The sequence below is a fragment of the Domibacillus sp. PGB-M46 genome (assembly GCF_022668875.1).
GTDB lineage: Bacteria > Bacillota > Bacilli > Bacillales > Domibacillaceae > Domibacillus.
Window position 1 is genome coordinate 13,374 of sequence record NZ_JAKGCR010000012.1, and the last position, 14,577, is coordinate 27,950.

The 14,577-nt window shown below is 42.2% G+C and carries 10 protein-coding genes and 1 pseudogene; 4 read left to right on the forward strand and 7 right to left on the reverse strand.

Features of this window, described 5'->3' with window-relative positions:
* Nucleotides 1-290: 290 nt before the first annotated feature.
* Nucleotides 291-2,189 carry a putative bifunctional diguanylate cyclase/phosphodiesterase gene (locus L2D08_RS14370; protein WP_242234551.1) on the forward strand — a complete coding sequence of 633 codons (1,899 nt, stop codon included), beginning with the start codon at nt 291-293 and terminating at the stop codon, nt 2,187-2,189.
* 89 nt (nt 2,190-2,278) lie between these two features.
* Here the strand turns inward: L2D08_RS14370 and L2D08_RS14375 are convergent, their stop codons facing one another.
* A complete protein-coding gene (locus L2D08_RS14375; protein ID WP_242234554.1) occupies nt 2,279-3,181 on the reverse strand; it encodes an AraC family transcriptional regulator in 903 nt (300 codons plus the stop codon).
* A gap of 190 nt (nt 3,182-3,371) precedes the next feature.
* On the opposite strand from L2D08_RS14375, the gene L2D08_RS14380 reads away from it, so the two are divergent.
* Together L2D08_RS14380 and L2D08_RS14385 are read left to right on the forward strand one after the other, a co-directional pair.
* Nucleotides 3,372-4,352 carry an aldo/keto reductase gene (locus tag L2D08_RS14380; RefSeq protein ID WP_242234555.1) on the forward strand — a complete coding sequence of 327 codons (981 nt, stop codon included), beginning with the start codon at nt 3,372-3,374 and terminating at the stop codon, nt 4,350-4,352.
* A gap of 507 nt (nt 4,353-4,859) precedes the next feature.
* Complete coding sequence (locus L2D08_RS14385; RefSeq protein ID WP_242234557.1) at nt 4,860-6,545, forward strand: methyl-accepting chemotaxis protein; 1,686 nt, start codon at nt 4,860-4,862, stop codon at nt 6,543-6,545.
* 144 nt (nt 6,546-6,689) lie between these two features.
* Here the strand turns inward: L2D08_RS14385 and L2D08_RS14390 are convergent, their stop codons facing one another.
* On the reverse strand, nt 6,690-6,938 hold the full coding sequence (locus L2D08_RS14390) for a diguanylate cyclase (RefSeq protein ID WP_255821975.1): 249 nt from the start codon (nt 6,936-6,938) through the stop codon (nt 6,690-6,692).
* Between the two features lie 25 nt (nt 6,939-6,963).
* Entirely contained in the window at nt 6,964-7,836 is an 873-nt protein-coding gene (locus L2D08_RS14395; protein WP_242234560.1) for a hypothetical protein, read from the reverse strand.
* Between the two features lie 323 nt (nt 7,837-8,159).
* On the opposite strand from L2D08_RS14395, the gene L2D08_RS14400 reads away from it, so the two are divergent.
* Nucleotides 8,160-8,723: a hypothetical protein gene (locus L2D08_RS14400; RefSeq protein ID WP_242234561.1), complete on the forward strand. Its 564-nt coding sequence runs from the start codon at nt 8,160-8,162 to the stop codon at nt 8,721-8,723.
* A gap of 82 nt (nt 8,724-8,805) precedes the next feature.
* Here L2D08_RS14400 and L2D08_RS14405 read toward each other — a convergent pair whose 3' ends face one another.
* From L2D08_RS14405 to L2D08_RS14420, 4 genes and pseudogenes are all read right to left on the reverse strand, one after another.
* Complete coding sequence (locus tag L2D08_RS14405; RefSeq protein ID WP_242234563.1) at nt 8,806-12,459, reverse strand: multicopper oxidase domain-containing protein; 3,654 nt, start codon at nt 12,457-12,459, stop codon at nt 8,806-8,808.
* 14 nt (nt 12,460-12,473) lie between these two features.
* Nucleotides 12,474-12,770 carry a hypothetical protein gene (locus tag L2D08_RS14410; protein ID WP_242234565.1) on the reverse strand — a complete coding sequence of 99 codons (297 nt, stop codon included), beginning with the start codon at nt 12,768-12,770 and terminating at the stop codon, nt 12,474-12,476.
* A 26-nt stretch (nt 12,771-12,796) separates the two neighbouring features.
* Nucleotides 12,797-13,234 (reverse strand): hypothetical protein, encoded by a 438-nt coding sequence (locus L2D08_RS24285; RefSeq protein ID WP_309241363.1) that lies wholly within the window; start codon nt 13,232-13,234, stop codon nt 12,797-12,799.
* Between the two features lie 808 nt (nt 13,235-14,042).
* Nucleotides 14,043-14,393 (reverse strand): annotated as a pseudogene (locus L2D08_RS14420) (undecaprenyl-phosphate alpha-N-acetylglucosaminyl 1-phosphate transferase); the annotation flags it as partial.
* Nucleotides 14,394-14,577 lie beyond the last annotated feature (184 nt).

Consider the following 14,577-nt stretch of genomic DNA (forward strand, 5'->3'; position numbering starts at 1 on the left):
CAATACAAAAGCGGCCGCCTGTAAGGGAAATGGCTAAAGCATACGGACAACGCATTTCCATAATTAGATATATTATTGAAAAAATTTCAGTTTCATCCGTCTTCCACCGTCTTAGCCTTATGTTTTTAAATCACAAAGCGTGCATCTAGCGCTGTCATTATTTTAAATCTTTTGCACGGGGAAAACATTTTAAAGAAAAAACTCGACAAGATTTTATAAATTAATTTTGGCAGTGCAGGAACAAGAAAAGATAGTAATGAAAGGTATCTTCTAAAGTGAGGTGGCAGTGTATGCAGCTCTTTCGAAATGCAGAAATCCTTAAATACAGTCTGATTCTGGGAGCAATTACGGCCCTGTATAATATACTAACTAATTTGCATCCCTATTTAATTATATCCGCGACAATTGCGGCGGTTTTAGTTGGCGGCTATTTCGGTGCTGTGATCGGCAAAAACAAACAGCTTCTTGCAGAAAATAAAGCAAAGAAGGCAGAAATCCAGGAAAACTTTGACCAGTTAAAACAGCAGCAAGAAGACTTAAATGCCCTTTTCTACAACCACAGTTCATGGATCTGGTTAATAGATGTAGAAAATCAGATGATGAAAGTATCTGCGGGTATTGAAAGAATGCTGGGGTATGATGCGGAAGAGTTTGAAAAGGACTACGAATTTTGGTTGAAAAAGACCTATCCGGCGGATATAGAAATTGTAAATAAGCATTACGAGCGCCTTTTGAATGGCACTCATTCGGAAGCACAGTGGCGCATTTATCATCAGGACGGCAGGATTATCTGGATCAAGGTGATGGGACATCCCATAAAAAGTGAGAATGGGAAAGTGGTTCGGCTTTTAGGAGTGGCCAACGATTTGACGAAAGCCATTGAAATGGAAAAGCAGCTACAGCAAGTATCCCTTACCGATTTTTTAACAGGATTGCCAAATCGGCTATCCTTTAATAAAAGAATGGAAGAATGGCTGAAAGTGCAAACCGGTAAAGACAGCATGGTTATTCTTTATTTGAACATTGACCGCCTGAAAGTGATCAATGACATGCTTGGCTTTAAAGCAGGGGACCTGGTTCTTCAAATTATCGCTCATCGGCTTCAGGCTATCCTCCGGCCATCTGATTACATTGCCCGGTACGGCGGAGATGAATTTATTATCGCACTGCCGTATACGGAAAAAGCGAACGTGGAAACTTTTGTACACAACATGATGGCACAGCTGGCGCTCCCATTTGAACTAGAAAATCAAGAGATGGATGTAACGGTAAGTGCGGGTATGGTGCTTTTTCCAGAGCACGGTACAACTTTAAATAGTTTGATGTCAAAAGCCGGTGTAGCCCTTCGTCAGGCAAAGCAGCGGGGAAAAAACACAGTGCGGTTTTATGAGTCGGAAGACGAGGCGCTCGTAAAAAGAAAACTTTATATTGAATTAGCGTTAAAAAAGGCGATTGATGCAGATGAATTTGAACTTTATTATCAGCCTAAAATTGATTTATCAACAAAAGAAGTGGCGGGGGTAGAGGCTTTACTTCGATGGGAGCACCCTGCTCTCGGCTTCGTATCTCCTGCAGAGTTTATCCCTATTGCAGAGGAGTCTGGCCAAATGCTTGCTATCGGAAAGTGGGTGGTCCAGGAGGCTGTCAGCCAGGCTCGAAAGTGGGAAGAAGAAGGGAAACCCATTAAGGTTGCCATTAATGTATCAAACCTTCAATTTGAGGATCCCGATTTTCTCAATCATCTTCGCTGTACAATCGAACAGCATGGACTTCCGCCGCATTTACTGGGTGTGGAGCTGACAGAGAGCATGCTTCAAAGTATACACACTATTTCACCTATTTTGTTTGAACTACAGCAAATGGGTATCCACACTTATATTGATGATTTCGGCACAGGTTATTCGTCATTAAGCATGCTGAAAACCCTGCCGATCGATTTCATTAAAATAGATAAATCCTTTATTGATGAAATCACTGATCATTCAGGTTATTCAACGCTTGTCAAAACGATTATTGATATGGGGAAAAGCTTGGGATTTGGTCTTGTAGCGGAAGGAATTGAAACCCAGGGGCAAGCAGATTTTCTCCTGAAGAATGGTTGTACGCTGGGACAAGGATACGTTTTTGCCAAACCGATGTCTGTCCAATCGTTTGAGGAATTTTACAAATTAAAGGAGCCTCTCATGTGAATGGGAGGCTTTTTTCTTAATTTAAAACAAGAATTCCTAATGAATGTAAAAAAGAGACTACCCTTTATACAATAATCGATCAAAGTACATTACACGTAGTTCTCTCTTAATCGGTTTATATCTACTCTAGGTGGAAATCCAAACATTCGGGAATATTCTCGACTGAATTGCGATTGACTTTCGTAGCCAACCTTAAATGCGACATTAGCTATATCTGTTGAATCGGATAATAATAATCGCCTAGCTTCCTGTAATCTCAGTTGTTTTTGAAACTGAATAGGACTCATAGCCGTAACCTCTTTAAAATGTCGATGTAGTGATGAAGCACTCATATTCGCTATTTGGGTAAGCTCTTCAATTCGAAAAGGCTCTTCATAATTATTGACGATATGGTCTATAACCCCTCTTATTCTAGAGCCATTGCTGCCTTCTAATGCCATTTGTTCAAGCGCTTCGCCATGAGGACTTTGTAAAATCCAATAAATAATTTCTTTTTTAAATAATGGAGCAAGGACAGGGATATGTTTTGGATTCTTTAACAAACTAGCTAATCTGAGTACGGCATCTAACAAAGATGGCTCTACTTCGCTCACAAACATGGCCCGTTTCGCGTTCTTTCTCTGGTCAGACTGAATATCTGCTTCATTTAAAACTTCTAAAATTTGGCCCGAAGTAAATTCAAGCTTGAGGGCTAAATAAGGAGATTCTGTTGAGGCCTTGATTACTTGTCCCGTAACTGGCAAATCAACAGATGCCACAATATAATGACCGGCACCATATAAAAAGCGTTCCTCTCCCAATAACATCTCCTTCTCGCCTTGGAGGATAATGCAAAAAGATGGCTCGTTAACTCTTGAAATAGGTTCAGTTATAATAGATTCACGGATGAGAAATAAACTTGGAATAGGGGTGGGATGAACACCATCCTGATTTGAAAAGTGCTCAATGAGCCTGGAAATTTCCCGTTGTTGTTTGGAGGTTTTCTCGGACATGACTTTTTCTCCTTTTTCTGCGTCTTCGATTCATTATACCTGGTATTCATAGTTCGAGTAAGAGAGTCTGAAAGAATTAGGCAAAAACTTAGCAGTAATGTGATAAGGGTTTCTTCATTGTTTATGACATAATTAATTGTAAATAGGCCACGATAAACGCGGCTAATCAATGAAAGAGAGGAAGAATCAAATGGAGTATGTGAAACTTGGTAATACAGGCTTAGACGTATCCCGATTTTGTCTTGGATGTATGGGCTTTGGGGACGCTGACAAGTGGCTTCACCAATGGGTACTTAACGAAGAGGACTCTCGACCCGTTATAAAAAAAGCACTTGAGTTAGGTATTAATTTTTTTGATACAGCAAATGTATACTCCCTTGGCACAAGCGAGGAATATCTTGGACGAGCCCTAAAGGATTATGCGAATCGTGATGAAGTTGTAATAGCAACTAAGGTACACGGACAAATGCATAAAGGTCCAAATGGTTCTGGTCTTTCCCGAAAAGCAATTATGAGTGAAATCGATAACAGTCTTAAGCGGTTGGAAACGGATTATGTAGACCTCTATATTATCCATCGCTGGGATTACAATACCCCTATTGAAGAAACGATGGAAGCATTGCATGACGTGGTGAAAGCCGGAAAAGCAAGATACATTGGTGCTTCTGCCATGTATGCTTGGCAGTTTCAAAAGGCATTACATGTGGCAGAAAAAAATGGTTGGACGAAGTTCGTGTCCATGCAGAACCATTTAAACCTAATCTACCGTGAAGAGGAGCGAGAAATGCTGCCTCTCTGTAAGGAAGAGAAAATCGGCGTTACTCCATATAGCCCTCTTGCATCAGGAAGGTTAACGCGTGACTGGTCAGTAACAACGCATCGTTCCGAGACAGATCAAATTCAAAAATCTAAATACGATGCGACTTCGGACGCTGATCGATTGGTTGTGGAGCGGGTAGCATCCATTGCCGAAAAACACGGTGTCCCTCGCACACACATCGCACTTGCCTGGTTACTACAGAAAGAGCCAGTAACAGCTCCTATTATCGGGGCTACAAAAATATCGCATCTTGAAGATGCTGTAGGTGCATTATCAGTCAAGCTAACACCTGCAGAAATTGCATTCCTTGAAGAGCCATACGTGCCGCATCCAATAGTTGGTCATAATTAATTGTTTTGGTGACATACAAATAAACCCAATTTCCTACAAGGAAATTGGGTTTGTTACATATTATGTGCAGGGATTCGTCTTTTTCTGAGCACGGCCGTCCGGTTCTCAAAAGGGCTGTCACTTTTGACAGTATTTTGAGCAAATTTAAGGTTAATTTTCTCAATAGAGATATAAGAGACTCATCATTTCCTTGTTGGTAATCATGACCTTTTTTCCTACTTATTCAAATATTTATTTTTCAACATTAAATAGTAACAACTTGTCCTTTATACAGTGTATCTTTGGAGTTCAGTTCGAACTAAGATCTTACTTTTAATAGAACCGATCTGGAAATATATCGAAGGTTACTCAATCGGGGAAGACGATATACAAAGTAATTTTCTTTTGTAAAATCTATTTTGTGCATGATAATAAAAGGTTTATTCGACATGGTTCTACAATTTTTTTATTCTCAACATGATACTATATGCATGGGTATTTATATTTATAAATAGGAGAATGAATAGGATGAAAAGCATACGAGGGAAATTATTTTTAGGTTTTGGAACTGTGATTATTTTGGTCGTTTTGATGGGATTAATCATACACAATGTAGTGTCAGAGTTGAATGATGATATCGAAGAAGTAACAGGGGACTTTGTGCTCATTACACATATCGAACAAATGAATTCAAATATTTCACAAAGAATGTCATTAGTTAAGAGCTTGATACTTCACAATGATGAATCTTCTTTAGACTTATATGCCGAATACGCTAAAGAAAACAAAGAAATCCAAGATAATATTGAGAAGGTTTCCGATATTTCAAATAAAGAATTTTTAGATGACTTAATTGATCAAAGTACGGTTTGGGGCAGGGAAATTGATAACACCATTATATCTGCTTTCCAAAACGGACAGCAGGAGGAGGCTTTAAACAAGCTTAGGGAATCATCAGAACCAGAAGCACAGGCAATTATAGCAGGTTTCAAAACGTATTCTGAGGAAATTATCAAGGAAACCCAGGCTGATAAAATTGAAATGGAGGGAGATGGGCGTTATATCGAGAAAGTCATTGCTATATCGGTCATGAGCGTTATTATACTGGCGATTTTAATCAGCTACATAATGTCGCAGCTAATTGTGAAGCCTATTCTGCAGGTAGTAAACGTACACCAAGAACTATCTAAAGGAAATCTTAAGGTAGAAAAACTATCAATTAAGAGTCAAGACGAAGTAGGGGTTTTGGTTCGGTCCGTAAATGAGATGGCTGAAAAGCTTCGGTCTTTAATAAAAATTCTAAAGAATTCTTCAGAAGAAATAGCTGCGTCTTCAGAAGAACTTTCGGCGAGTGTAGACAGTGTGGAATCATCGGCAAAAAATATAACAAACTCCACTGAATATATCTCTGATTCTTCGGAAGAACACATGAAGCAAATACAAGAAGTAGCTGCTGCTATTGAGCAAATATCAGCAAATACTCAGCAAATCGCCGGAAATACGATAGAATTAAAAGCCCTGGCATCGAAAGCAACAGGTTCCTCATTAGAAGGTGAACAAACGGTAAATGATCTTGCTGCTAAGATGAATGATATTCATAAAGTGGTCTTAAATATTTCCCAGTCTATTAAAAGGCTCCACACTCGATCAAGCGAAATTGGGAACATTTCAGGAATTATCTCCAGCATTTCTAACCAAACAAACCTGCTTGCTTTAAATGCGGCGATTGAGGCGGCTAGAGCAGGTGAAAGCGGAAAAGGTTTTGCTGTAGTTGCAGATGAGGTACGAAAATTAGCTGCTGAATCTAACCAGTCAGCTGCACAAATATCTGAATTAATAGGCTCTATACAGGAAGAAGTTGACTACGCTAATCAAGTAATTAAGGAAGGTACAAACCAGGTTGAAGATGGGCTGGAAAGAAGCAGAGAAGCTGAATCGAGGTTCATCGATATTAAAGAATCCATTCAGCATGTTTTTGTAAATATTGAAGCTGTTGCTGCAACGATAGAGCAAGTTGCCTCGGGAGGCAATGCGATTGTTTCAACTGTTGATCAAACAAAGGATTCTATTAAAATGAATGTGGAGCAAACTGAAACTAACTTATCTTCTGTTGAAGAACAATTATCCGTAATAAGTGAGTTAAACCTTTCAGCACGATCATTAACGGACTTGGCAGTTGAATTGCAAGATGAAGTAGGGAAATTTACTATATAAATCGCTAGCCAATCCGTTAGTAATTTGATCCAAAGGCTTCTTTGGGGCCCGTATCCTTCAGGAGTTTAGAGAGTAATCAATGCTAGTAGAAAAGTACAAAATGGCGCCCTCTAAATCGAAGAGGGCGCCTTTTATATTTTAAGACTAACTAACAAACCATCTGTTTCTTCCTGTTTCTTTCGCTTGATAGAGCGCTTTGTCCGCTTTTTCCAATACATGTTCTATTGATTCCTGTTTATATTCCTCTAATCCTACAGTAAGGGTCATTGGTATGGATACGAGTGAGGGTGATTCTACCTGCTTGCGAATACGTTTAATTATGATTATTCCATCTTCTAGAGACGTATTGATAAGAGTCAGCATAAACTCCCTACCTCCGACCCGTGCAACCAAGTCCGAAAAAATGATATGTGGGACATTACGTTATGATAGAATATATCGAATGAAAAGGAATTACTTTTATTTCTTTTTTTACTGTGAGAAGGGTTAGTGATTCCTTATCAACTTCTTGAACAATACCCTGCTCTTTTTTTTCTAAAAGCATAACCGTTATTTTTTTGTCTACTAGATGCAATAAAAAAATAGGTAGTGTCATCTTGAAAAAAAGCTGAATTAATTCAGGAGAAGAGGCTACTGTTTCTCCAAAATTAAATGTAATAGACCTTCGCAAGCAGGGATCAATATTCAGCAATCCCGGTTCATTTGTAGGCTGGGTGAAACGGCTAATAGACTTAATGGAATGAACTTTTGAAAGTGGAATGATAATGTCATTTTCTTTTTTCTTTAATAAAACAAAATCACGGCCAACTAAGTGAACACGTCCATAACATTTTCTAACAAGAGCTTTACTTTTAACAACATGCTTGTTTTTTAGAAATTTTTTACTGCGTTTTATCCTGGTGACTAAGTTCCTCATCATCTTTCTCTTCCAGACTGACTTTTTCCTCTTATTAGATACTTTCCTAACCGTCTTCTTCTCTGTGTCCAATTTTTCTCTTCTGTCTATTACTATCTCCACCCATTGACCGGTTAAGCCTTCGAAGGATCTGACCCGCCCTTCCTTTGGCTGCTTATTAGATAAAGCTAAATTCAGCAATAACTCGTTTGCTCTCTCAATCTTTTCCTCAAGTGCTCGCTGCCGTTCTTCTGGAAGACATGTAGAAGGGGAAGGGAATTTAGGCGTATCTAAACGTTTTGGACAGCATTCTTCAGGGATGCAAAAATCATCATGTGTGCCTGGAGGGATAAACCCCGGACAACAAAAATCTTTGGAATTGTTTTTCCTATTCACTCCATCACCTCCTTTCTGACAGATTAAACTTTTCCTCTTAAATATATAACTTTGGTTTATTACTAGTTTATGTGAACGGTTCATAGATGTTACTTTATGGAAGATTAATAGGCAAGCTTTTATTTGAATTTTCGCTCGAAAGGGGCCATTGCTTATTCAGATATATGGAGTCAGCATAAAATGATGGCAAGCTTATAAAAACAGACAGGCTTAATAAAAGATTGTTTAATATTGAGACTTAGCAAGATATTATTAAAATCTTTTTCCTGTCAAACTGATATAGGCTCAATAAAGTTAATCTTAAAACAAAGGAGGGAAAGATAGTGAGCACACAACATTGTGGCTTCAAAGGCGGCTTTAAACACAATGATTTCGGCTTGCATGATCACCACTTTTTTCACCACCAGCACCATTCATGCGGCTGTAAAGGCTTTAAGCACAATGATTTCGGCCTGCATGATCACCACTTTTTTCACCACCAGCACCATTCATGCAGCTGTAAAGGCTTTAAGCACAATGATTTCGGCCTGCATGATCATCAATTTTTTCACCACCAGCACCATTCATGCGGCGGCTGTAAAGACTTTAAGCACAATGATTTTCTCCATGATCATCACTGTCTGTGCGATGACCGTTTCCGCTTTCGCTTGAGCGGGTTAAGAAGCAGCATGGCGTTTCGTTTCCGGCAGCTGATCGGTGAGCGGGTTAAGGTTGCCCTTGAAGAAGAAAAGATTGTTCAGGGAAAAATTATTTTTGTAGGCAACGATTTTATTGAGATTGTTGTAAAAGTGAAAAAAGAGAAACATAAGCATGAATTTAAGAAAAAAGTGTTCCTTGTCCAATTTGATGAAATCAAGTGGGTAGAACGGCTTGACAATTTCTGCTGACAAGCTGTATGGAAAAAGCGGCATTCCGAGGGAATACCGCTTTTTATAAGGGAAAGAAATAAATCGCCTCGTTGGGTAAATATCAATTCGACAAAGGGGGCAAATGGGGCTGTACTTTGCTGTGAACCCGCATAATTCCCCACATCCCCTGTTCGATATCCCAGCGAATGTTGCCGGCCCGGTACATATAATCACCCGGGTAGTTGTATGTTCCTCCAGCGCCGCCGATTAAGTGCAGATCTTCCGTTACACCTACAACCATATGGCCTGTATATGAATCAATACGGGATTCAGTGTCTCTCGGATCGAATTTCCAGTTGTGTCCGTGAATATGGAAGGTGTGCGCTCTTCTGCGTTCGGAAGGGGTGGTAAGCCGGACAACAACGGGATCACCAGGATACGCTTCAAAAACAGGCGTGGCCGGATCACCATGAACCTCTGAACTAAATAAGTCACCTAAAACAGGGTGTTTTCTGAAGCGGTTAATGAGCCGTTCCGTCCGGTAATTAAAGCCGCGTGACCCGAAATCATAGGTGTCTACTTCATCGTCTTCAGGGTCGGGTTCTGGAATCACGCCGTCAAGCGGATCGATAATGACTTTGCCGTGCTTATCTTCTAAACGAACACCGTCATGCATCACCAGCACAAATTCTCTAAATCCGCCTTCGCTAAACGGATTCTTGAGAACGACGTTTGTGCCCGTCTGGACAGGTTCCAGCGTATAAGGATCATGGTATGTTGTAAACCGCGGTTCCGCGATAAAAGCCCCGAACGTTCCAAAGGAGCGGTGGTTGCGCAAATCAGCCATATCCCACATGGCGCAGGTGCCCATGGACTCCTGTACATGCCAGCGGTACGTAATCGTCTCACCAGGCCCGACTGTTTGATCGGGATTAAAACCGACGGTGCCGCCGCTTGAAGTGGTCACATCATAGTCCAGCATATTGACATGAAGGGAAATCCGCAGGGACGGCGGGTAAAAAGCCTGCTCTTTTACCGGCGGATAAGGATGAATGCCATCCGGGAACGGGAATAAGTCAAACTTGAGCCGGCTGGTCAAGGTAACTTCGACTAAATCACCAGAATTACCCCTTAGTACAAGCGGCTCCGGGTTTTTTTTGCCTGACAGAATATCATCCACGTCTTCTTCTAAAGCAAACACGATGCCAAATGGGTCATGGTCTCCAAACGAGTTGTATTTAATCGGCGTTTGAAAAGCAACAACACTATAGCGGCGAATCGGCGCATTATGTGCTGCTTCAGGCGGCAGGGTAGACTGCGGATCGGCAGGGGCTGGCGGTTTTCCTGTTACTTCAGGCAGCGGTTTTGTTCTTGGCGCGGGCAAAGGCCGGTCAGACAGCGGGATTAAATCCTCTACTTCCTGATCGTATGCGCGAACAAGTCCCCACGTGCCGTTCCAGATATCCTCTTCTGTTTCAAAAGCCCACAAATAATCTCCGGCTCTTGGAATATCCATTTCAAACGTAAAAGACTCTGAAATGCCGATATGCTGCTGCGACCGCATCTGGGAATCATTGCTCGGCCTTTCTGATCTCCACCTCAAACCGTGCAGATTAAAGCTGTGCGATTCCTCATGGGCACCCTGCAGAAGCCGAATGCGGATAGAATCTCCTTCATAAGCCCGGAAAACCGGGGTGAGGGGATCTCCATTTACATAAGAGCTGAACGAGTACGCAGGATCACAGTCTTTCCCAAGCCGGAACTGCAGTGGCTCGTTTTTATAATTGACCGCAAAAATACCAGGATCGTCCTGTGAGCCAGGAAACTTCGGTGGCTGAATCGGACAGCCGTCTTTATCAAATAATAAAGCGAAATCCTGGACAAACAGTGCAAAGTCGCGGTAATCAGCGATCAATGGGTGGCGGACGGTAACTTCGGCTCCCTTATCCGTTTCTTCACCTGTTTTAGAATCCAAAAATTGAGAAAAGCGCGGCTGTACAACAATGGTTCCAAAAACGCCATGCTGCTGATGGGAAACAGGGAACAAATGATCATGAACGAAAAAGGCTTTTAATTCCGTATCGGCAAAATATTCATACCGAATCGTTTCATCCGGTAAAATCGAGCTGTCATAATTCCACCCTACGTTAGCGCCATCGCCTACAAGAACATCAAATTTCACAAAATGAATATGGAACCCGGTCTCGTACGCTCGGGTCACCAGCTGAAAAGCATCGCCGTCGAGAATATGAGGGAGGCGATTGGTGAAATTAATCCGAATACACGTACCGGCAGATACATGCAAAACAAGCGGTTCCGGTTCTTTTTTTCCGGACAGCACATCATCTACATCTTCATCCCGTACATAGATTCTTCCTTTTGGGTCATACCAGCCTTGTTTGTTATAAACAATTGGCAATTCAATTATTGAGATATTGAACTCCTCGACAACCGGATTTGTCATGCACGGATCTGTAAAAACAGCCCCCGGTCTGGCATTTGGGACAGCGGCGTTTTTCTCAAGCTCCGTCATGTCCCGGCCGCCGACAATACCGAGAGGCGGCCGTGGCGCCTTGCAGCCGACTTTTCCGGGAATGAAGTTCGGGAATCCCGGCCTTTCTTTTGTCGGGCGCGGCGGGGCAGGGCGGTCCGGCAGCGGCTGAAGCGGTGCGATCGGCGTGCCGTTCGGATAGCACTGGCTCCCGTCCTGCAATGTGTCAAAAATGCGATTCATCCCCCACATCCCGGCTTCGAAGTGTGGATACAAATGACAGTGGATAATCACATCGCCGATTGTACCAGGCAGACTCCCAAGTCCGTACAAAGGCTGAATGCTGTAGTGGGACTGCGGGCTGATCGCCTGCGCATCCACAATCTCAGACTGAATGTTATTTGCGTCTCTAAGCCATTGGTGCGCATGGTAGTGAAAGACGTGTGTTTCTTTGGCAGCTGCATGGATCAGGCGGATCACAGCCGGATCATCCCGGTATCCGCGCAGAATCGGCGTTGCAGGATCGCCAAACACCCAGGAATCATGGTGGACTTCCTCCCCGTCAACTTCGGGAGAGACAACCCCTTCTTCCACCAGCTTTAAGCGGTTATGAAGGGGATCATACCGGTAGTTGACACCGTGAAATGATTCGGCTTCCTGATTGGTCATCGGGTTCAGCGGCCGGTTGCCCGTTAAATCATCCACTTCCATTTCATCATGGAAAAACCATGCATACTCACGGAAGGAGGGAAGGAAAGAATGGTGAATATCCGCAAACACGCCGCTGTTGATCGGTCCGCCCGTAACGGGGTCCGTCCACCAGGAGCCTCTTCTTTCAACAAGCAGTGTGCCGAAAAGGCCCTGGATACTGGAGCCTTCTTCAGTGCTCGATACATTGCCGACATCGGTGAAAAAACAAATGCCTTCAAACGTGGCCTCCAGCCTGTAGAGAAGCTTTTCACCGCATTTGGCCAGTGAGCTTGGATTAAAGCCGACATTGGCTCCGTCCGAGGTCAGTACGTCATAGTCAAGGTCCTGAAAATGCATGCCCGCTGCAAAAGGAAGCTGATTTTCGAAAAGAATTTCAACCGTATCCCCTTCGTTCGCCCTGATCGTCAGCGGCTGCACCAGGTCTACGGGGGTAAAGGGGTTTTTACGGATCAGCTCTTTTACCTTTTCTTCATTTTCCTTCAACACATACATCTGTCCATCCGGGTTATGGTCGCCAAAATTGTTTACCACCATCCGGATGGGAATCGCGACTACATGATAACGACGTATCATCGTTTTCCTCCTCGTTACAGCATGTCATTTAACTCCGGGATGCGCGGATCACCGGGAAACTCGATATAAAACACTTCGATATTGTCAATATGAATGAGCCAGTTCCGGTTTTCAAGCTGGGCAAAATGGGTCGTTTCGACTGCAAGCTCCACCTGGTCTCCTATCAAGGAAACAATTTCACCGATAAACATAAAGGGATAGGAAGGGGTCAATATAAAAGCCCTCTGTCCAATAGAGGCTCTAAAATAATCCACCAGCGCCATATCGTGCATAACATTATGAGAATATGAAGCGGAACGGCTTAGCGTCATTTTTTACACTTCCTTTCTTCCTGATTTTAAATAAGCGGGAACCGCTCACTGCAGTCAAAACAAGGTGTCAGCCGGGCAATTTTTTCAAGTGGAATGGACAGCGGCAGCGGAAACTGGAAAAATGGAGCATTTAAAATTTTAATGGTGACCGGATCAATCGTCAGGTGGCTTCTCTCTACTTCAACAATCGGTCCGCAAAAAATAGGCCTGGATGTCTGGCCGAGCAAATTTAGTTGAGACGCTTCGGTAACAATTAACACACTTTCGCCCATCAAATGAGTTAACTCTTCGAAAAGTTCGTTATCCTGTTCCTCTACATCCTCATCTTCATCATCTATTTCTCCAATCTCTTCCTCGTCTTTTTCCTCATCCTTAGTGTTTTCGTTCTTCAGCACTGCCGTTTCATTTTCCTCGGCAGGTAGGTTTTCCTCTTGTTTTTCTTTTTCATTCCGTCTGTTGCGCATGCTGTCTCTCCTTTACTAAAAAGAACTCGCCGGCAGGACATGTGAAGGGTGAGGCATTGACTGCCACAATTTTCATTATTCTAGGTGTATCAGCGTATCGGGAAAAGAGCAATCATTTAAAAAAATGGTCCAAGAAACTAATTGGTAAATTATTGGATAAGACTAAAGAAGCGTATGCAGCAGGCTGATGTAATATTCTGGATTTTCAATTCATTTTCCTCATTATTCGAGCGAAACTAAACAACCAGCCGCCGACTGCGTAGCGGAATTTGGCTCGTTAAAAGGTGTTTTTAGCCCTGTCCCAAAAGTTCCTCAGCCTATATTTCCATTATCCCAGGTGCCGTAACGGAAAGAATGTATGAGCCCGGTTCATTATCGGACTTATGCCCGGAAAGTTTCTTAATAGTTGTGTCCAGCTCTTTGTGTCGGGATAGATCCTTTATGTACGAGAAGAAGTAAGGGCTAACCTGCTTACTTCTTCTTAAAGCAATGTATGTGTCGACTGGGTTCTTGATACAAAAAACAGCCAGGCTAAGCCCGGCTGCAACAAATGATTTTGATGCTGACGGTCATGCGATTTTCAAAGAGAGAATAGGTCATTGTCGACGGTGGAGGCAAGCCAGCCTCCCGGGTTTGCTTGTTCCGAAGAAAGCCTCAAGATCGGGAGCGGCCAGCAAGTCGCGGTAATAAAATATAAAACAGGGAGAGTGGAGTCGGAGGGCAGACATTATTAAGTAAACATCTTTAGGAGAGAAACAAGTAAAAAAGCCTAATCTCTATTAATTTAGAAATTAGGCTTTTTTGTTTTTTAACGGCTGCCCGTCAACCTTCTATACAACGTTAAAATAGGTTTATATTGTCTATGTACAATCCCTATAAGTTCAGCGGAAATTTCAATTACTATTAAAAGGCCAAAAATAATCAAGACTGAACCCCAAAGAGTCGCCCCTGACAGCAGTATGGCACTTATACTAAATAGAATGCCAAATGTATAAATCGCTAATACTATATTACGATGGGAAAGACCAAGCGTTAGCAGTCTATGGTGCAGATGAGCTTTATCAGGTGCTAATATTGGCTTTTTATTGACAATGCGCCTAATAATCGCAAAAGCTGTATCAAAGACCGGAAACCCAAAATAAGAGAGGAATATTAGAAATAACGGAAAGAGATCCTTTTATTCGGAATCCATTAATTTTGTATATCATTACATAATAAAAAGCTTCGAAAACAAAGTGAACAGCACGGTTTTACTAATTCTCAAGAAAGAGTAATAGCTGGCTTGGAGATATTTTTTAGTGTTTGGATCGCCTCAAAAACGATCGTTTTTGAGATGTTTTTAT